Raw genomic sequence first — 19158 nt, forward strand, 5'->3', positions numbered from 1 at the left:
GTCTATTCACGCTCGATATTTATCGTGGCGGAAAATTCGCTTCTCAGGTCTTTGCTCCCCACGGCCTGGACCCTGAAATAATAATTCAGATCCGGTTCAAGGTCATAGACAAATACTTTTTCGGGCATGGGGACCATACCGGCGGATTTAAAGATAAATGGGCATCCCGTGCACCCTTCAGGCGTTTTGGTGGCCACAAAAACTTCAAAGCCCTCGGGGGGGATCTTGGCATTCACCGGATCTAAATGATGTTCCCAGGTCAGGGTCAACCGCCTGCCATCAAGGGTATAGGCCAGGCTGACCGGCGGGTTAACGATATTCCCGTCATTCAGTGGCGGCAGGGGCGGTCCTTTTTTACCGCAGCCGGCCACTAACCCCAGGCCGGTGAGCATGAAAGCGGCAGCCACCGCCAGTACTATGAAATGGGATAGCGTTTTCATTACAGGTTCAGCTCCTTTCTTGCAGCATCCAGGGCCCGGGCTACATTTTCAAATCCGGTGCCGCCGTATGAATTTCTGCGTGCCACCATCTGGTCCAGGGAAATGAACTCATAAATATCTTCTTGAATCAAATCGGAAAACGAGGCCATCTCCTCCAAAGTCAGTTCCTCCAGCTCTTTGTCCCGGCTGATGGAATAGGCCACAGCCTTCCCGGCCACGGCATGGGCCTGACGGAAGGGCATGCCCCGGTTTACCAGGTAATCGGCAAAATCAGTGGCATTTAAAAATCCCTGTTTGCAGGCGCGACGCATATTATGGGCATGCACCTCAATATTTTCAAACATCCGGGTATAGACATCCAGACAGATTTTCAGGGTGTCCACCGTATCAAACAGAGGCTCCTTGTCTTCCTGCATATCTTTATTATACGCCATGGGCAGGGACTTCATGGTGGTCATGATGGCCACCAGGTTGCCCACAACCCGGCCGGTTTTTCCCCGGACCAGTTCTGCCACATCCGGATTCTTCTTCTGGGGCATGATGGACGACCCCGTAGTGAAGGCATCGGAGATGGTGATAAAGGAAAATTCCGAAGAGGACCAGAGAATCAGTTCCTCGGATAGCCGTGAAAGATGGATCATGCAGATGGATGCATGGGAGATGAACTCCATGATGAAGTCCCTGTCCGAGACGGAATCCATGGAGTTATCCGATACCTTGGCAAATCCCAATGCATCGCAGGTGAACTGCCGGTCAATGGGAAATGTGGTCCCGGCCAGGGCGGCAGCCCCCAGGGGCATAACATCCACCCGTTTCAGGGAGTCCTCCAGCCGCTGGACATCCCGCTTGAACATCTCGTAATAGGCCAGCAGATGATGGGCAAAAACCACGGGCTGGGCGCGCTGCAGGTGGGTATACCCGGGCATCACGGTTTCTTTGTGCGCCGCTGCCAGGTTGACCAGCGCCGCCTGGAAATCCTTAAGCATCCCGATGAGATCCCGGGTTTCTTTTTTCAGATAAATCCTTACGTCCAGGGCCACCTGGTCGTTTCGGCTCCTGCCGGTGTGAAGTTTTTTGGCCGTATCCCCGCAGACCTCGCCAAGGGCGGACTCCACATGCATGTGGATATCTTCAAGGGTATCGGTGAACACCACCTCACCATTGTCCATCTTCGCCTGAACCGTTTCAAGCCCCTTGACCAGCGTATCAGCTTCCTCACGGGTAATCATGGCCTGCTGGGCCATCATCTTCAGATGGGCAATGCTGCCCTGGATGTCACTGGCGTAAAGCCTTTTGTCTACATCAATGGAGGCATTGAATTTTTCTACCAGTTCATCGGTTGACTGGGAAAACCGCCCGCCCCAAAGTTTTTCACTCATTATAATTCTTACCCTTGGTTTTAATTAAGCGTTGGGAGTTAAAATCAGGCGCTCCAGAATGGCCTTGTGCATATGGCGCTTGTTTTCAGCCTGGTCCCAGAAAGCACTGCCCTCGGCTTCCAGTACGGATTCGGCAATCTCTTCACCCCGGTGGGCGGGCAGACAATGGAGCACCAGCACATCGGATTTGGCATTTGAAAGCAAATCTTCATTCACCTGGAATCCGTCAAAGGCGGCAAGGCGCCCTTCCAGTTCATCTTCCTCGCCCATGCTTGCCCATACATCGGTATAGACCACATCGGCATTCTTCACTGCTTCTTTGGGATCATTGGTAAAAACGATATTATCCATGGTATCGGCACCGGATGCCTCAATGATCTCTTTTTTGATTTCAAAACCCTCCGGGCAGGCCAGGGTCAGATCCAGGCCTAAAACACTGGCCGCATTCACCCAGGAGTTGGCCACGTTGTTGCCGTCCCCCACCCAGGCAATCTTCACCCCCTTGTATCCCCTCTTGTGCTCGATCACGGTCATGATGTCCGACAGGATCTGGCAGGGATGGAAGGAATCGGTGAGAGCGTTGATCACAGGAATGGTCGAACTTTCGGCAAACTCCTCCACCAGGGCATGGTCAAAGGTCCGCATGGCCAGGCAGTCAATATACCTTGAAAGGACACGGGCCGTGTCTTTGGCCGGTTCATTCCTGGAAATCTGGGTGTCCTGGGTGCTCATATAAATGGGGTGGCCCCCCATCTGAATCATGGCCGTCTCAAAGGCGATCCGGGTCCGGGTTGACTTTTTATCAAAAATAAGCCCCAGGGTCTTTCCTGCCAGCAGATTGTCAAATATTCCGTTTTTATGGCGTTCTTTCAGTTTCATGGCCCGCTTGAACAGGTATTCGAAATCCTCCCGTTCAAGATCCAGCAAGGATAATAAATCTTTCTTCACTTTTCTTCCCCTTTAAGCAGGCCGTCAAGCACCGCGACAAACCTGTCTATCTCATCTTTTTCCAGAATTAACGGTGGTGCAAATCTAAGAACTTTATCCTGAATTCCATTTATAATAAAGCCTTTTTTGAAACAGCCGGATACAAAGTCACCGGCGCCCCGGCCCTTTTCAACATCCAGTTCCAGCCCCACCAGCAGGCCTTTGCCCCGAACCGCTTTTACCTTTGGGTATTTTTCTTTTAACTGCGCCAATTGTTCCCTGAAGTACGCTCCTTTTTCCCGTACAGAAGCCAGAAAGCGTTCCTCGCTGATCAGGTTCAACACCTCCAGGGCGGCCGCCGTGGCCAGGGGCGTTCCGCCGAAAGTGGTGGCGTGGCTGCCCAGGGCAAACCCCTCGGCGGCATCGGAGGTGGCCAGCATGGCGCCAATGGGGATACCGTTGGCAAGCGCCTTGGCCAGGGTCATGATATCCGGGGTAACATCGTAGGATTGATGTGCGAAAAGAGTGCCGCACCTGCCCATGCCGCATTGAATCTCGTCAAAGATCAAAAGGGTGCCGGTATCGTCACAAAGCTGCCGGACCTGTCTCAGGTACTCTGGATCGGCAGGTATCACCCCCCCCTCCCCCTGTATGGGCTCCATCATCACCGCACACACCGTGCCGTCAAGTTCGTTGACAAGGGCGTCAATGTCATTGAAAGGTACATGGGAAAACCCTTCCAGCAGCGGGAGGAATCCATCTTTAATTTTATCCTGCCCCGTGGCCGACAGGGTGGCCATTGTCCGGCCGTGGAAACTCTGGGTCATGGTGATGATGCGGTAGCGGTTCTTTTCCCCCTTGCTCTGGAAATACCTTCGGGCCAGCTTAATGGCGGCCTCATTGGCCTCCGCCCCGGAATTGGCGAAAAAAACCCGGTCGGCAAAAGATTTTTCCACCAGTGCCCTGGCCAGTTCCGCCTGGGGTTCGGTGTAAAAAAGGTTGGAAACATGGACCAGGGTTGCCGCTTGTTTTTCAATGGCCCGGGTTACGGCCGGATGGCAATGGCCCAGGTTGCAAACGGCAATGCCGGCCAGAAAATCAGTAAACTCCTTGCCCTGGTCGTCCGTCAAGGTGGTGCCCTGCCCTTTTACAAAGGGGCGGCCCTGGCGGAGATAGGTTTGAAACACATAATCGTCGGTATTCTGAATGCTCACGTTATCCCCTTTTCGACTAATAAATAATTGATTATTCTGTAAACACCTGGGTGCCGATGCCCGAATCGGTAAACAGTTCAAGGAGCACGGCATGAGGGGTTTTACCGTTAATTATATGGGATTTTTTCACCCCGGAGGTCAGGGCAGACAGCGCGCATTCCACCTTGGGAATCATGCCCCCGGAAATCCGCCCGTCGGAAATCATTTCCTTGATTTCCACATCATTGACCGAGGAGACCAGTTTTTTGTCAGGCGCCAGTACCCCGTCCACATCCGTCACCAGAATCAGCCGCTCGGCCCCCAGGGCAGCGGCAATCTTTGAGGCCACCACATCGGCGTTTATATTGTAGGTTTCCCCCTGGGCACCAATGCCCACCGGCGCTATGATGGGAATAAACCCCTGGGCCGTGAGGGTGTGGATGATCTCGGGATTGACCCGGGAGACATCACCCACCATACCAGGGTCGATGATCTCCGGGGGTTTGGATTCGTCTTCCTGAAAATAAATTTTCATTTTCTCGGCCAGAACCAGCCCCCCGTCCTTGCCGGTGAGCCCCACGGCCCGGCCCCCGGCCCGGTTGATCCGGGCCACGATATCCTTGTTTACTTTTCCGCCCAACACCATTTCCACCACATCCATGGTGGCGTCGTCGGTATACCGCATTCCACGGATAAAGGTTGATGTGATACCCATGGCCTCAAGCACTTTATTGATCTGCGGGCCGCCGCCGTGGACCACCACCGGGTTAATACCGATGGTTTTGAGCAAAATAATATCATTGGCGAAATCCTGCTTAAGCTGCTCATCCACCATGGCGTGGCCACCGTACTTGATCACCACGGTTTTATCTGTAAAACTGCGGATATAGGGCAGTGCCTCAATTAAAATATCTGCAACGGTCTGGCTCATAATATATACCTGCTTAGGTCTTCGTTTTTGACAATATTCATGAGCTGTTCCTCAACAAATCCGGCATCCACCACGATCTGGTTCAGGTCGGTGTCCGGGGCCTGGAACAGAATCTCTTCCAATAATTTTTCCATAAGGGTGTGCAGCCGCCGGGCACCGATATTCTCCGTACTTTCATTTACCTCAACGGCAATTTCGGCAATTTTCTCAACGGCATCCTGGGTGAAACTCAGGTCCACCCCCTCGGTGCGCAGCAGGGCGATATACTGGAGGACAAGTGCATTCTTGGGCTCCGTCAGGATCCGGGTGAACTCGTGGGAGCCAAGGGAGTTCAGCTCCACCCGGATGGGGAACCGCCCCTGGAGTTCCGGAATAAGGTCAGAGGGCTTGGCCAGGTGAAAGGCTCCGGAAGCGATAAAAAGGATATGATCGGTTTTTACCGTGCCGTATTTGGTGGGCACAGACGAGCCTTCCACAATGGGCAGAAGATCCCGCTGCACACCCTCTTTGGAAACCTCGGGTCCGTGGCTTTTTTCCTTGCCCGCAATCTTATCGATCTCGTCGATAAAAATAATGCCGGACTGTTCCACCAGGGTAATGGCGTCGGTTTTCACCCGTTCCATGTCCACTAAATGGGCTGCCTCTTCCTGGGTCACAAGCTTGAGGGCTTCCTTGACCTTGAGCTTGCGGCGCTTGGTGTTCTTGGGCATGAAATTACCCAGCATATCCTTGAGGTTGATTCCCATCTCTTCCATGCCGGTGTTGGAAAAAATCTCAACCATGGGAGAGGCCTTATCCGCCACATCCATGTCGATTTTCCGGTCGTCCAGCTTGCCGTTTTTCAGCATCTTGCGCAGCTTCTCCCGGGTGGCGGCAGACGGCTGAGCTTCCTGGATTTCCCCTTTTTCCGTGGAGGCAAAATCAAAACCGGGGGCAGATGATTTAGCCGGGGGCAGCAAAATATCCAGAATCCGTTCTTCGGCGATCCTGGCCGCCTTTTCCTGAACCGCCTCCTGCTGCCGCCCTCTGAGCGTGTTCACCGTCAGTTCCACCAGATCCCGGATCATGGATTCCACATCCCGGCCCACATATCCCACCTCGGTAAATTTGGAGGCCTCCACCTTGTAAAAAGGTGAATCGGTAAGATTGGCCAAACGGCGGGCAATTTCTGTTTTCCCGACGCCTGTGGGGCCGATGAGAATAATATTCTTGGGGGCGATTTCCTCCTGGAGGTCCGGCTCTACCTGCCGTCGCCGCCACCGGTTTCTCAGGGCAATGGCCACGGACTTTTTGGCGTCCTTTTGGCCGATGATGTACTTGTCCAGCTCGGTTACAATCTCACGGGGCTTTAAATCTTTCATTTAGGCTTCAATCTCTTCAATGGTAATGTGATGGTTGGTATATATGCAGATATGACCGGCAATCTCCATGGCTTTTTCCACCACCTGCCTGGGGGAAAGGTCGGTGTTGTCGTTCAGGGCCACCGCCGCGGCCTGGGCGGCCACACTGCCGGAACCGATACTGATCACCCCGTCATCGGGCTCAATCACATCGCCGTTGCCGGAAAGCAGATAGGTATATTCCTTGTCCGCAGCAATCATCATGGCCTCAAGGCGGCGCAGGTACTTGTCCGTACGCCAGTCACGGGCCAGTTCCACACAGGCCCGTGTCAGGTTGCCGTTGTGGCGCTCCAGTTTATGTTCCAGCTTTTCCGACAATGTCAGGGCGTCGGCCGTGGCACCGGCAAATCCGGTGATGATTTTATCTTTATAAATCCGCCGTACCTTCCGGGCCTTGTGCTTGGTGACGATATTGCCCAGAGTGACCTGGCCGTCCCCGGCCACCACCACGGTATTGTCCCGCCTGACAGCTAAAATAGTCGTTCCGTGAAAAATAAGTTCGTCCATAAATCCTATCAACTCCCGGGCATTTAAGGCCTGCCCGCTTGGCCCCTTGTTTTAACGTCTGGGATGAGCGCTGTCATAAACCTGCATAAGCCGGTCCATGCTCACATGGGTGTAAATCTGGGTGGTGGATAGACTGGCATGCCCGAGGATTTCCTGAATCCCCCTTAAATCAGCTCCTGCATCCAGCATGTGCGTTGCAAAAGAATGCCGCAGCACATGGGGAGATATCTTTACACCGAGCCCGCATTCCAAAATTAATTTATCCAGAATGCGCCTGATGGACCTGGCCCCCAGGCGCTGGAAACACTTGTTTAGAAATACCGGGGGGTAATCGTCTTTTAAAACCGCCCTGTAGTTCACGATGGCATCCAGTGCCCGCTTGCCGACCGGCACCATCCGCTCCTTACCGCCTTTGCCGAACACTCTAATCATTTGGGTGCCAAAGTCAATGTCTGTGATGTTCAACCCGTTGATTTCTGAGACCCGCATGCCTGTTGAGTAAAAGGTTTCAAACATGGCCAGATTCCGTTTTTCCATCCAGGTATCGGTTTTAATGGTATCCAGAAACCGGAATACATCATCGACGCTGAGGAAATTGGGGATCGTCTTGTCCAGTTTGGGATATGGAATGGTCTCTGCGGGATTCAGTGGTGCCACTCCTGCCCTGACCAGGTGGTCGAAAAAAGTTTTCAGGGCGGACAGGCGCCGTGCCATGGTTCGTTTGCTCTTTTTCTGGCCAACCAGCCCAGCCAGGTATCTGCGCAGGGCGGATTTATCCACATCCTTTGCCCTGGTTTTGAAGCGGGCTTGAAGTTCCGCCTCGTCGCAGTCAGGTGCCGCGTTCAAGAAAAAGGAGATAAAATCGAGGATATCGAACCGGTAGGCACGCAGGGTATGGGGAGAATAGCCTTTTTCCGCCGCCAAGGTCGTGATGAAATCATCCACGACCACGATTATACACCGATCTTGGCCATGACCTGCTGGACATCATCCCAGACATGGCGTTTGAGTCCCGGATTATTCAAAAGCTCACCGGGGTGATGGGTAACCATCACCGGGATATTTTCAAAGGAGAAAAACTTGCCTCGGAAGTCTGCCAGTGCATCCCGGCCAGACACCAGTCTGTGCCCCGCTTTTTCACCGAGGCCGAGAATACATTTGGGGCTGTAGCGGCGCAAATGCGTCCGGATTGCCCCGATATCCGACGCGCTGCAGATGAAAACCCGGTCCGGGGCCAGGTGCATGGCCTTCAGAATTTTAGCCAGAAGCCCCCCTGCAGCCCCCTCAAAAAAACTGGTCTCGCTGTCCACCACCATAAGGGCGGCGGATTCGGGCCCCTGGAAAGAAAAGGTATGGGATGAGCGCCAGGACGGAGTGCCCCACTTTTCAATGAGGGCCCTGGCTTCCCGGGAAATGGTGACGTCACTATTGCCCAGATCATTCTGGAATTTAAGATATTGGGCCAGATCCTCCAGGGTATCTGTCAAAACCGCTTTTAATCCGTCCGTGGGATATGGCTTCCTGTTTTCCATGGAATTTACCCCACCTGCTGAACAATGGCGTCCAGCAGGGCATGGGCCACATCCCCCTTGCCCATCAGTGGAATATCCTGCACCCGGCCGTCACGGAAAAACAGTTTAACCTTATTGGTGTCTGATTTAAACCCGGAGTCCGTCCCCCCCACCAGGTTAGCGGCAATCATGTCCAGATTCTTTTTCCCCATCTTCGCCAGGGCATGGGCCTCAAGATCGTTGGTTTCAGCTGCAAATCCCACCAAAAACTGCCCAGGCAGTTTACGCTCGCCAATGGTTTTGAGGATATCCGGGTTCTCCGTGAGATACAGGGTCATGGCGTCGGAATCTTCTGTCTTTTTTATTTTCCTGTCCTTTGGGGATGCTGGCCGGTAGTCGGCCACTGCAGCGACCTTGATAATAATGTCCGCATCCGGCAAATGATCAAACATGGCGTCAGCCATCTGCTCGCAGCTTTCCACCGGAATGCAGTCCACGCCCACCGGCGGCGCCAGATTCACCGGCCCGGACACCAGGGTGACCTTGGCACCTCTGTTCTCTGCGGCGGCTGCAATGGCGTAGCCCATTTTTCCGGATGAGTGGTTGCTGATGTACCGCACCGGATCAATGGCCTCCTGGGTGGGGCCGGCAGAAACCAGGAGTCGCTTGCCCTTCATGTCTTTTTTGTACGTCAGGGCGCAGGCCCTGTCGAAAATAAACCAGGGTTCGGGCAACCGCCCGGCGCCAACGGTCTTGCAGGCCAGAGCACCGGAATCGGGATCAATGATATGCATTCCCGATTTTTCCAAAATATCCAGATTCTCCTGGACCCGGATATTCTGGTACATGTCCGTGTTCATGGAGGGGCAGATCACCACCGGACAGGTCACGGCCAGCATGGTCGTAGTCAGAGCGTCGTCGGCAATTCCGTGGGCAAGTTTGCCGATGCAGTTGGCCGTCGCCGGCGCGATCACTGCAATATCCGATTGAGACGCCACATCAATATGGGTCACCGAAGACTGGGTATCCGTCCACAAATCCGACAGCACAGGATTCTCGGACAACACCTCAAAAGTTGTTTTGCCCACAAAATGCAGGGCCGCATCGGTCATGGCCACAGTAACATCGGCCCCGGCCTTTTTAAACAGCCGGAGCAGTTCAACCGCTTTATAAGCGGCGATCCCCCCGGTTACCCCAAGAAGAACATGCTTATTTTTTAAATTCATCAGTATGTCAGATTGTCGGATTTTTGGATGCTGTTACTGCCGCTGACCAGGGGCGCCACGGAAACTTCCACATAGGTGTAAATCTGCTCGTCGCGGATGGTAATCACGGCGCACCTGGCGGTTTTCTGGTAAACCATGATAGTTGTCTCGGGTGATTTGATCCGGGAAAAAACCTGCCAATTGTCCTTTTCCATATTATTGCTGAAAAAATTGTACAGGGAATTTGACTCCACCCGCCCTTTCAGGGTCAGGATGCCCGACCGGAACCCCGGCGTGGATACGATCATGGTTCTGCCTTTGACAACTCTCATCTCCACGGGCACCAGGACATCTTCAAAATCATGGTAAATGGCAGTGGGCTTCTGGGAAGCCTCTGCCGATTTTTCTTCCGGCGGTGGTGCACTTCCTGCTGGGGACGCGGTTCCGGAGTTGAACATACAACCGGAAATAAACAGGCAAGTAAAAATCCCAATGCATAGGGCCAGAGCGGATTTTAAACGGTTACGGGATTTCATTTTTCCTCCAATTAATCTTTTTGCCGTAATCAATTTTTCTTAACTAAAACGAATGCTCCCAAAAGTCAATTCAGAGATCAATCCGAAGAAGCGTCTTTGCCAACGGCGGTTCGTTCCTTTTCATAGGCTATCCGGTCCTGCTCATAGGCGAAGATATCCTCGTTAAATGCTTTTGTCTTTTCATTAACCACCTTAATTTCCTCAGCGCTCATGGCCTTTTCCCTTGCCTTGGCAAGATCCTGCCGCCGTTTATCCAACTCGCCATATGTTTTATTCAGTTTTAGTTTCCAGGCATTCAGCGCCCGAATCCGCTCATTGAGTTTGTTTACTTTCTTATTCAACGAATCGCCTGCTTCGCCTGAAGCCCCCTGTTCTTCCCCCGCAGCCTCTTCCGCCTGGGTGGCGTCAATGGACTCCTTTTCTTTTACTCCCTCAAAGCTCTCCATTTTCTTTCGCTGATCAATGGGGATATCATTCAGATTGTCGGTAAAATGAACCACACCGTTACTGTCCGTGTACCGGTAATATTCGGCCATTCCATTATTTTGAAAACAAAAAAACAAACCGACTGCACTCAACGTGAATATCAAAAAATATCGAACCATTTTATCATCCCCATTTTTTGTAAATATGTTTTTGATGTTGATAATAGCTTGAACGGGGTATAAAATCAAACTCTAAGCATCGCTTGCTTTAACCGTGAAACAGAGTATGCAGAATCAATGGCCTGAATCATGCATATGATTAATCTGTAATGCACTACGAAAATTGAATAATACACGCTTCGCTGCTCCATAATTGAACGCTTAAAACGGAGCAGCCCTTAAGAAGCAAAACAGCAAAAACACGAAATAAAAACAAACTAACTAAATTTAACCAACTTATTGTTTGATATTGTTGCAGAAACCTGTTTTTTACGGTAGACAGGTAAAAACGAATAAAACAGGAGCCGGTTTTGAAAGTTTGTCCCCAAAAAGACGAAGGCGGATTCACCATGATCGAAATCATGGTCGTCATCGCCATTGCCGCACTTGCCGCTGTCCTCGCCATCACACAGTTGCAGCCCCAGATACACAGGTCCAGGACCAAGTCAGCCGCCCGTCAAATGCGGGCGGATATCCAGAAAGCCAAACTCGAAGCGATTAAACAAAACGCCAATTGCATTATTTTTCTTACCCTTGCCGCCGGAGGAAATCCCGGCTCTTACCTAACCTGCGTTGATAAAAACAGTGATGGCGACTGCGATGATGCAGGAGATTTCACCCTCAGCCAGTTGAATTTCAGCGACTATCCCCCGGCCCAATTGACCAGCGAGACATTTCCCGGAGGATCTGGTTTTAAATTTAATTCCAGGGGGATGCCGGAACAAATAGGGAATACAGGCATAGTGCCTGGCAGCGCAACCATAGACTGTGCAACCGACGCAGCTTATTCACTGAAAGTTGTACTTGCCGCCGGCGGAAGGGTAAAGATTGAATAATAAGCCATGAAATCGAACACGAAAAAAGAATTCCATAATTTTCAAGGATTCACACTAATCGAGATTCTCGTCACCATTGCCATTGCCAGCATCGTTCTGCTCATCGTGGTTCAGTTCTTCATATCAACGAACAAACTCAATACCATCCAGGAAAAAGTAGCGGCCACCCAGCAAAGCCTCAGAGCGGCCATGGAAATCATGTCAAGAGATATTCGCCTGGCCGGCCTAGACCCGTCTGGAACGGCCCCGGATGAAGGATTCGTTGACAATGGCACTGAAACCATGGATACAGATGGGGACTCCATCGCCATACGCTATGATTATGATGGAGACGGGGGCTGTGAAACCAACGTCAGTTATTACTATAATAGTGCAAAAGGAACGTTTAACTTCTGGCCCGGAGGGGCATCCCCCCCCCAGTCGTTGACCGAAGACGGTACGGTTAGTTCGGTAACCTTCAGCTACACCCTGGCCGACGGAACAATCGACCCCGACCCGACGGCCAGCGGCCGCCTCGCAGATATCCGGGTTGTCTCCATCAGTATTTGCGGCACAATCACGGGCGCCTATGACGACGGGCGTACCTATTGTTTTTCCAACACCATCAGACCAAGGAATATGTAACGATGGCGCTTAAAAACAAAAATTTATTAAATGGCAGAAAAGAATCCGGATTTTCCCTTCTTGAGGTCCTCATAGCCATCGTCGTCCTATCTGTTGGGCTTCTGGCCATCAGTATGATGCAGGCCCATTTTGCCAGTGGCAATTCCCAGTCCAGACAGATGACCCGTGGCACCGACATTGCGATGGACCATATAGAAACACTCTCCAACCTGACCAATCTTGATGATTCCAGGCTGGATGTCGGCAATCATACCCTTATTATCAACACCTTTGAACGGGACTATACCCTGTCCTGGACTGTTACCGATAATAATGACAGAACCCTGTCCATCGACATTTCAGTATCCTGGAACAGCAATGGTCTGACCCACACGGTAAATTTCCCATGGGTGAAAAGCATATAAGTGAGGATATGATGGGGAAAAAAAACAAGAGAACCCTGAACAAAAATAAAATTCAAAAGTCCATTCTCTCAAACGAGAGCGGATCAGTGCTCCTGACCACCGTAATCATACTCATGCTCATTACGATTATCGGCGTCAGCGGCATTAATACATCTTCCACAGATATCCAGATTACCCGCAATTACAGGATACAAAAACTAAACGTCGCCCTTGCCGATGCCGCAGTCAATCATGCAAAAAGCTATATCGTATACGGATTGGCAACACCAGCCGACACCTGGGTGAATAATATCACAGCTCTTTGGAATCGTAACAATAATTACCTTAACGCCCAAGGGGCCTGGGATACGGTAAATACGCCTGTTCTAAATGCCATCAATGTTTCCCAGGTAATTGCAGACTGGGGCAATGTCCCCGAAATAACCCCCGCAAGCCTTCCGGGAGAACCCAATACCCAATTTGTCGTTTACACCAATCTGAACAGCACCGACGGCAATTCCGTAGTGATAGTAAGATCCCAAAGAGACGGTGCAGATGTTATCATCGAAGCCGGATTTAACAATAATTAAAAGGCATCAGATGACAGATTTAATCAAACAGATCACAGCATTAACACTAATATGGGCCGCATTGATATTTTGCCCTCCTCCGGCTCCGGCCTTTGAATTTGTTCCACCGAAGAATATCATAAGCAAGGAACGCCTTCCGTTGACCCATCTGAATTTGATCAGGACCAAGCAGGGACTCACCTATCTCATTTCCCAAGACGGCCGGTATGTATTCCAGGGCGCCTTGGTCGACGTATGGAACGGAAAGACCCTGAAAAGCGTTGTGGATTTGGAAAAGTTATCTGATCAGGTCAATTTCAAATATTTAGGCATCTCGGCTGATAAAATGTTTACCCTTGACATGGGAACCGGATCCAAGGAAGTTTTCATTTTTTCAGACCCGAACTGCGGTGTCTGCCACAAACTGATCGGAAAGATAAAGGCCTCAAAGCTGATACGAGGAAATTTTCTTGTTCATGCCGCCATTACCCCGCTTCTCCATGAGACCAGCATGGAAAAATCAAAAAAACTTGCTGTGCTGGCCCAGAAAAATCCAGACAGCGCCGTGGACGCATTTATAAATAACGACTTCGGAAGCACAAAAACAGATGAAGCACCGGTCCCCGGCATTGAATACAACCTTCTTGTGGCCAAAGCGCTTGGTATCCAAAACGTTCCCTACATCGTCAACTCCCAGGGCCGCATACATATCGGCATGCCCGATGATATTTACCTGTTTTTATCTAAATAATTTAGGACCCAACAAGAGAATGAAAGAAATAAGGAGCGATGTTATGATGAAAGCCTTTTCCTGTCTTTTACTATTGGCCTGCCTGCTCGCCCCTGCAGGCCTTTTTGCCGCGAACAATGATACGGCAGCACCCATCACCATCACGCTTCAAAAATATAAGAATGACGGATATTCAATACTGGGACCGGTCCAATACCTTGAAAAAACAAAAGACAGCATCGTTTTCTACCGGCATCCGCCCATTACCTACACCCGCCTGCGCATCATAAAACCAATCGGCGTCCCCACTTCAATTAAAAGGGGAGACGTTGTCTATGTATTATCCAAAAGAGGGAATGTGGTGCTTATCCGCATCAAAAAAAAGGAGATAAAAGATGCCTGATAGATTAAAACCGATTTTGGCCGTCATTGCCTGGGCTATCATTGCCCTGGGAGCTTTGGTGCCGCCCCCCTGCCTCGCAGCCAACTCGGATTATGCAGATCTCCCGCCCTTTATCAGCATGGATATAATCCCCAATGTGCTTCTGGTTACCGATTTTTCAGGGAGTATGCAGGGACAGGCTTATTACAATAATGATTTTGATGGATACTCCAGTGCCCAGGTCATAGATTACGGCGATAAAGGAGAAATCACCACAAACTATGACAGCGCAACAACCTATTACGGATATTTCGATTCGACAAAATACTATTCCTATAACAGCACACAAAAATACTGGGAAATAGACACGGGAACCTCGTTCGTCTCCCCCCAGGTTGGAGACAAAAACAGCCTTTCCGGAAATTTCCTAAATTTCCTTGTCACCACCAGGGTAGATGCGGTGTTGAAAAACCTTATCGGCGGCAAAGCCGAGTGCCCTGCCACCGAAACGTATTGTATCCTCAGGTCACAGGGTGCTAGACGTTGGGTTGAAGTAGACAACCTGAATGCAAACTGTTATGTTCGCCCGGAATCATATGATAGCGGTTCTTACCTGACAAAAGATGTCCTGATCTCCGTTGAAGATGTTGGCGGCAGTTCCACCATCGGCACATTCAGCGACAGGTATGCAAGGGTTAAAATTGACGCGGCAGACCGAACAGGAATCATCCAGGAAAATTTCTCCAAAGTAAGGTTTGCTTTTATCCCCTATGCCGATTCCTCCAATTCAACGGCGTCGGAGGGGAGAATTAAATACGGCGTCCATCAAAACGATATCTCTGCCTTGATTACTGCCATTGAGGGCACCATCCCCTATTCGGGCACCCATACAGGCGACGCCTTGAAAGAGGCTTATTACTACCTCACCCAGAGCAGCAGCGCCCAATCCTACAACAGCAGTTATATTTCCATTGATACAAAAATCGACCCCCTTTATCAGGAAAAACCAGACGGTACCGTGGAGCCCTCCTGGTGCAGAAAAAACTTTGTGGTCCTGATTTCCGATGGGGAGTGGAACGGCTCAACGGATCCGGATACCTGGGCCCACAACCTTCACATCGACGATTTAAGGACCAAGACCGATCCCAGCGGTAAAAATGACAAATTCCCTGGAGATCAGAATGCTGATGTCTATTCCCTGTTTGCATTTTCATCGGATGTCAGCGGCGAACAGGCAATGAAAACCATTGCTGCATTCGGCGGCTACCAGGACGTCAGCGGCGGTACGGACGGGACCCCCTACACCCTCACAGAAGGAACCGACAGCAAAACAAATGTTTTCCCCCGGACCAATTGTACCAGTGGGGGCACCTATAATGCAGCCTGTGAAGAGTGGGATTCCAAAGATAAAAACGGTTCCCCAGACACATTCTACTATGCTGATAACGGCCAGGCCATGGCAACGGCTCTGTCCGACATTTTTGAAAGCATGAGGGTGGGCACATCTTCAGGTACGGCGGTCACGGCCCTGACGTCAAGGGTCTCGGCAGGCAATGTAGTGGCCCAGGCCGCATTCTATCCGGATAAAGAGTTTGACGACAATAAAACGGTTGTCTGGATCGGTGATGTATTCGGAGAGTGGTATCTGAACGGATACATTCCCGACGCTTCCGGCACCTCCGTGTTGGTGCAGAATATCCGGGAGGATTACGTCAACAGATTCTCCTTGGATGTCGTAACCCCGGGCACCGAGAAAGGCGGCGACAGGATACTCGAATATATTATCAACAATAAGGACCTGACCATCAATGCCTATGATTCCAATAAATACGGAACCAAGCTTGATACCACTGTCGACAAAGCATATGACGGCATTGAGGCAATGTCCAACCTCTTTGACTGCGGTGAACAGCTCATGGAAAGAGAGCCGTCTAACAGGACAATTTACGGGGTGGATGAAAACGACAATTTCATTGAATTCACCTCCGCCAATGCAGGGCAGTTTGATTCCCTGTTGGGCAGTTCCGCCTCTGATTATCCTTCCTGCCTCGTCAGTTCTGGAACACCCCAATACGGAAATTTAATTGACTACACCCGCGGAGAAGAAATCACCAACTGCCGCCCCCGGGTCACCAGCAGTTCCACGACCCAGGAAAACGTCTGGAAAATAGGTGATATCATCTACTCCACCCCGACCATTGTGGAATATAAAGACTATTCCATGGTATATGTGGGAAGCAACGGCGGCATGCTACACGCATTCCGAATGGGGTTCATAAAAAACCTCGGCAAGCCCCTCAACCCGGCCCAGCTCTGTAATGACAATTCGGCAACGCCCTCCCCCTGCTCCACAGATAAAATAGGTAAGGAAGAATGGGCCTTTGTCCCCAAGGATGCCATGCCCTATCTGAGGTATATGGCAGATCCGGACTATGACCATATGTATGCGGTGGACCTCAAGCCATTTATCGTAAACATTGGTTCCCAAATCATTCTTATCGGTGGCATGCGCTTTGGCGGAGCCACGGACAGCACGTCCACAGATGCCGTCAATCCGCCCTCTGACGTCCCTAGCACAGTCGGTCGATCCGCCTATTACGCCCTTGACATCACAGATCCCCTGAATCCCAAGTACCTATGGCGGTATGCCCCCGACGGCATGGGGTTCACCTTTTCAGGCCCGGCATTCATCAAAAGAAAAGATGCCAAAAACAACTGGCACTACTTCATCACGTTTGCCTCCGGCCCCACCAGCTATGAAGGCACATCCAGCCAAGATCTTCAAATATTCACAGTGGACCTGTTCACAGGTGCAGAGTTAGATGTATACGGGGACAAATCCAACGAACTTGGCATCAACAACGCTTTTGGCGGACGACTCTTCACCAACGGCCTTGATGTTAATAACGACGGCCAAACAGATTTTATATTTTTAGGATATACAGGAAACGCTGACGGGGCTTACAATAAAATGACAGGAGGGGTCATAAAAATCTGGACGGGTTCCGAGAAGCCCACAAACTGGGATTACGACAAAACCTACCTCACATTTAATTCAAGCCCCATTACGGCTCCCATCCGGGCAATGGACTGTTTTCCCGACCAGCTCAGTTTCCCATTTCTATATATCGGCACTGGCCGTTACTTTGTATCCAACGATGCCACCCAGGATTCTCTTGGAGATATTAACTATCTTTACGGCGTCCCATTCAACTATGCGGCTGACAACACCGTCATCAAAGGCGGCTCCAGTGTTAACAGCAGCAACAACGCCAGCGCCCTGACCTGCGAAACCCTGGATAAAATAAACACCAACCCCAACCAGGCGGCCTGGCATATCCCATTGCTGGAAGCCGGCGGCAATTATCTGCGGGAAAGATGCTATTCCGATCCCACCACCACAGAACACAATATCGTCTTTTTTGATACGGCCCAACCCACGGATGTGGTCTGCGAATGCGGCGGCCGCTCCCGGTCATGGGCGGTAAACTGCGCCTCCGGCATGGGCATCACCAGCCAGCTCTGCACCGACCCGACCAAATATGTCGTTGATCAAAAAATCCAGTTTAAATACCTGGTCCAGCTTTCCGGAGGTGACATCCAGCAGCATAAAGACACTGAATTCAGCGAAGACAGCGGCAGAACAACCAAATGGCAGGAAGGCGTCCCGGCCGAACAGGGCGGCCTGCCCACCTTCCCGCCGGGATCCATGATCGGGACAATTTTGTACTGGAAACAGTGGTAGTTTGCGGTGGTCCCCAGAATCCGAACAATATGCTAAGCTCTGATTCACTAACATGAAAGGAGTTGGCAATGACCACCAGAAAACGGAAACAGTATTCGCCTGAATTCAAAGCAAAAGTTGCGTTGGCTGCACTGAAAAATGATCAAACAGTAGCAGAACTGGCAAAACGGTATGAGATTCAACCGACAATGATCAATACTTGGAAACGGGATCTACTCAACGGCGCCGCAGATGTGTTTGATAAAAAACGAAACCAAAAAAAGCATATGGATACCAAAGTAGATGAGCTTTACCGGCAAATCGGCAAATTAAAGGTGGAAAACGATTTTTTGTCGAAAAAGCTCAACTTTTAAGCAGGCCGGAACGTAAAAAGATGGTCGATTCCAATAATCCCAGAATCAGTATTATTCAACAATGTAAGTTGCTTAAGGTAAGCCGGACCTCGGTATATTACCGTCCCAAAACGGTTCGTAGTCTGGATCTTGAGCAGATGAGACTGATTGATGAACAATATTTAAAAACCCCGAATTATGGAAGTCGATCAATGCGTACTTTTCTTCAAAGGTTGGGCTATAAAATGAATCGTAAGCGTGTCCAGAGACTGATGAGGCTAATGGGACTACGGGCCATATATCCAAATGCGCAAACGAGTAAGAAGCACCCAGGACACAAGGTTTATCCCTATTTACTTCGTAAACTGACAATAACCCGTCCCAATCAGGTTTGGTGTGCGGATATCACATACATTCCTCTTGCCAAAGGGTTTATGTATCTTGTGGCAATTATGGATTGGTATATCCGGAAAGTATTGTCTTGGCGACTTTCCAACACCCTTGAAACAGCATCCTGTATTGATGCTCTTGAAGATGCAATACACCAATATGGCTATCCTGAAATATTTAATACTGACCAGGGCAGCCAGTTCACCAGTGAGGCCTTCACTGGGGTCTTGAAGGAGAATGGCATCCGGATCAGCATGGATGGCCGTGGACGTTTTCGTGATAATATTTTCATTGAACGGCTATGGTGGACTCTGAAGTATCACTACTTGTATTTAAGGGCGTTTGAAGGGGGCTTGAAGCTCCGTCAGGGACTGGCGCAATGGTTTGAGTACTACAACCTGGAACGCTTTCATCAGTCGCTGGACAACTGGACACCAGATGAAATTTACTATAATAACCAAGAGAGAAAGGCGGTAGCATGAAATTGCTGCTGA

General features: G+C 50.5%; 19 protein-coding genes and 1 pseudogene. 8 read left to right on the top strand and 12 right to left on the bottom strand.

Going from position 1 to position 19158, the window contains the following annotated elements:
- Positions 1 to 2: 2 nt before the first annotated feature.
- From HUN04_02270 to HUN04_02325, 12 genes are all read right to left on the bottom strand, one after another.
- Positions 3 to 440, bottom strand: coding sequence for a fibronectin type III domain-containing protein (locus tag HUN04_02270; protein WDP88626.1), 438 nt, complete (start codon positions 438 to 440; stop codon positions 3 to 5).
- A complete protein-coding gene (gene argH / locus HUN04_02275) occupies positions 440 to 1819 on the bottom strand; it encodes an argininosuccinate lyase (protein ID WDP88627.1) in 1380 nt (459 codons plus the stop codon). The genes HUN04_02270 and argH overlap by 1 nt, the downstream gene beginning before the upstream one ends.
- Before the next feature lie 24 nt (positions 1820 to 1843).
- Positions 1844 to 2767, bottom strand: coding sequence for an ornithine carbamoyltransferase (gene argF, locus HUN04_02280; protein ID WDP88628.1), 924 nt, complete (start codon positions 2765 to 2767; stop codon positions 1844 to 1846).
- The gene (locus tag HUN04_02285; protein WDP88629.1) at positions 2764 to 4053 is read right to left on the bottom strand and encodes an aspartate aminotransferase family protein; all 1290 of its coding nucleotides are present in this window, start codon (positions 4051 to 4053) and stop codon (positions 2764 to 2766) included. Before HUN04_02285 ends, argF begins: the two co-directional genes overlap by 4 nt.
- Positions 3992 to 4870, bottom strand: a complete 879-nt coding sequence (argB, locus tag HUN04_02290; GenBank protein WDP88630.1) for an acetylglutamate kinase — start codon at positions 4868 to 4870, stop codon at positions 3992 to 3994. Before argB ends, HUN04_02285 begins: the two co-directional genes overlap by 62 nt.
- Positions 4867 to 6231 carry an ATP-dependent protease ATPase subunit HslU gene (hslU, locus tag HUN04_02295; protein WDP88631.1) on the bottom strand — a complete coding sequence of 455 codons (1365 nt, stop codon included), beginning with the start codon at positions 6229 to 6231 and terminating at the stop codon, positions 4867 to 4869. Before hslU ends, argB begins: the two co-directional genes overlap by 4 nt.
- Positions 6232 to 6777: an ATP-dependent protease subunit HslV gene (hslV, locus tag HUN04_02300; protein ID WDP88632.1), complete on the bottom strand. Its 546-nt coding sequence runs from the start codon at positions 6775 to 6777 to the stop codon at positions 6232 to 6234.
- Positions 6778 to 6828: 51 nt separating this feature from the next.
- Positions 6829 to 7728, bottom strand: coding sequence for a tyrosine recombinase XerC (locus HUN04_02305; GenBank protein WDP88633.1), 900 nt, complete (start codon positions 7726 to 7728; stop codon positions 6829 to 6831).
- A 2-nt stretch (positions 7729 to 7730) separates the two neighbouring features.
- The gene (locus HUN04_02310; protein ID WDP88634.1) at positions 7731 to 8309 is read right to left on the bottom strand and encodes a uracil-DNA glycosylase; all 579 of its coding nucleotides are present in this window, start codon (positions 8307 to 8309) and stop codon (positions 7731 to 7733) included.
- Between the two features lie 5 nt (positions 8310 to 8314).
- Positions 8315 to 9514 (bottom strand): bifunctional phosphopantothenoylcysteine decarboxylase/phosphopantothenate--cysteine ligase CoaBC, encoded by a 1200-nt coding sequence (coaBC, locus tag HUN04_02315; protein WDP88635.1) that lies wholly within the window; start codon positions 9512 to 9514, stop codon positions 8315 to 8317.
- On the bottom strand, positions 9514 to 10029 hold the full coding sequence (locus tag HUN04_02320) for a hypothetical protein (GenBank protein WDP88636.1): 516 nt from the start codon (positions 10027 to 10029) through the stop codon (positions 9514 to 9516). Before HUN04_02320 ends, coaBC begins: the two co-directional genes overlap by 1 nt.
- A 77-nt stretch (positions 10030 to 10106) precedes the next feature.
- Entirely contained in the window at positions 10107 to 10565 is a 459-nt protein-coding gene (locus HUN04_02325) for a DUF4124 domain-containing protein (GenBank protein WDP88637.1), read from the bottom strand.
- Positions 10566 to 11023: 458 nt separating this feature from the next.
- Here HUN04_02325 and HUN04_02330 point away from each other — a divergent pair, with 458 nt between their 5' ends.
- The 8 genes and pseudogenes from HUN04_02330 to HUN04_02365 all read left to right on the top strand — a co-directional run bounded on the left by HUN04_02330 (position 11024) and on the right by HUN04_02365 (position 19146).
- The gene (locus HUN04_02330; protein ID WDP93133.1) at positions 11024 to 11509 is read left to right on the top strand and encodes a type II transport protein; all 486 of its coding nucleotides are present in this window, start codon (positions 11024 to 11026) and stop codon (positions 11507 to 11509) included.
- 6 nt (positions 11510 to 11515) lie between these two features.
- On the top strand, positions 11516 to 12133 hold the full coding sequence (locus tag HUN04_02335; GenBank protein WDP88638.1) for a prepilin-type N-terminal cleavage/methylation domain-containing protein: 618 nt from the start codon (positions 11516 to 11518) through the stop codon (positions 12131 to 12133).
- Between the two features lie 2 nt (positions 12134 to 12135).
- Positions 12136 to 12537, top strand: a complete 402-nt coding sequence (locus tag HUN04_02340; GenBank protein WDP88639.1) for a prepilin-type N-terminal cleavage/methylation domain-containing protein — start codon at positions 12136 to 12138, stop codon at positions 12535 to 12537.
- Positions 12538 to 12545: 8 nt separating this feature from the next.
- Complete coding sequence (locus tag HUN04_02345; GenBank protein ID WDP88640.1) at positions 12546 to 13106, top strand: pilus assembly PilX N-terminal domain-containing protein; 561 nt, start codon at positions 12546 to 12548, stop codon at positions 13104 to 13106.
- 139 nt (positions 13107 to 13245) lie between these two features.
- Positions 13246 to 13836 (top strand): thioredoxin fold domain-containing protein, encoded by a 591-nt coding sequence (locus HUN04_02350; protein ID WDP88641.1) that lies wholly within the window; start codon positions 13246 to 13248, stop codon positions 13834 to 13836.
- A gap of 43 nt (positions 13837 to 13879) precedes the next feature.
- Positions 13880 to 14218, top strand: a complete 339-nt coding sequence (locus HUN04_02355) for a hypothetical protein (protein WDP88642.1) — start codon at positions 13880 to 13882, stop codon at positions 14216 to 14218.
- The gene (locus HUN04_02360) at positions 14211 to 17942 is read left to right on the top strand and encodes a hypothetical protein (protein ID WDP88643.1); all 3732 of its coding nucleotides are present in this window, start codon (positions 14211 to 14213) and stop codon (positions 17940 to 17942) included. Before HUN04_02355 ends, HUN04_02360 begins: the two co-directional genes overlap by 8 nt.
- 68 nt (positions 17943 to 18010) lie before the next feature.
- Positions 18011 to 19146, top strand: a pseudogene (locus HUN04_02365) (IS3 family transposase).
- Positions 19147 to 19158 lie beyond the last annotated feature (12 nt).

The organism is Desulfobacter sp., assembly GCA_028768525.1.
In the GTDB taxonomy this organism is placed as follows: domain Bacteria; phylum Desulfobacterota; class Desulfobacteria; order Desulfobacterales; family Desulfobacteraceae; genus Desulfobacter.

Bases quoted from the DNA above. Each gene is read 5' to 3' on its own strand.
- HUN04_02270 (WDP88626.1), bottom strand. From the start codon at position 440: ATGAAAACGCTATCCCATTTCATAGTACTGGCGGTGGCTGCCGCTTTC.
- argH (WDP88627.1), bottom strand. From the start codon at position 1,819: ATGAGTGAAAAACTTTGGGGCGGGCGGTTTTCCCAGTCAACCGATGAA.
- HUN04_02285 (WDP88629.1), bottom strand. From the start codon at position 4,053: ATGCCGTGCTCCTTGAACTGTTTACCGATTCGGGCATCGGCACCCAGG.
- argB (WDP88630.1), bottom strand. From the start codon at position 4,870: ATGAGCCAGACCGTTGCAGATATTTTAATTGAGGCACTGCCCTATATC.
- hslU (WDP88631.1), bottom strand. From the start codon at position 6,231: ATGAAAGATTTAAAGCCCCGTGAGATTGTAACCGAGCTGGACAAGTAC.
- hslV (WDP88632.1), bottom strand. From the start codon at position 6,777: ATGGACGAACTTATTTTTCACGGAACGACTATTTTAGCTGTCAGGCGG.
- HUN04_02310 (WDP88634.1), bottom strand. From the start codon at position 8,309: ATGGAAAACAGGAAGCCATATCCCACGGACGGATTAAAAGCGGTTTTG.
- coaBC (WDP88635.1), bottom strand. From the start codon at position 9,514: ATGAATTTAAAAAATAAGCATGTTCTTCTTGGGGTAACCGGGGGGATC.
- HUN04_02320 (WDP88636.1), bottom strand. From the start codon at position 10,029: ATGAAATCCCGTAACCGTTTAAAATCCGCTCTGGCCCTATGCATTGGG.
- HUN04_02325 (WDP88637.1), bottom strand. From the start codon at position 10,565: ATGGCCGAATATTACCGGTACACGGACAGTAACGGTGTGGTTCATTTT.
- HUN04_02330 (WDP93133.1), top strand. From the start codon at position 11,024: ATGATCGAAATCATGGTCGTCATCGCCATTGCCGCACTTGCCGCTGTC.
- HUN04_02335 (WDP88638.1), top strand. From the start codon at position 11,516: ATGAAATCGAACACGAAAAAAGAATTCCATAATTTTCAAGGATTCACA.
- HUN04_02340 (WDP88639.1), top strand. From the start codon at position 12,136: ATGGCGCTTAAAAACAAAAATTTATTAAATGGCAGAAAAGAATCCGGA.
- HUN04_02345 (WDP88640.1), top strand. From the start codon at position 12,546: ATGATGGGGAAAAAAAACAAGAGAACCCTGAACAAAAATAAAATTCAA.
- HUN04_02355 (WDP88642.1), top strand. From the start codon at position 13,880: ATGATGAAAGCCTTTTCCTGTCTTTTACTATTGGCCTGCCTGCTCGCC.
- HUN04_02360 (WDP88643.1), top strand. From the start codon at position 14,211: ATGCCTGATAGATTAAAACCGATTTTGGCCGTCATTGCCTGGGCTATC.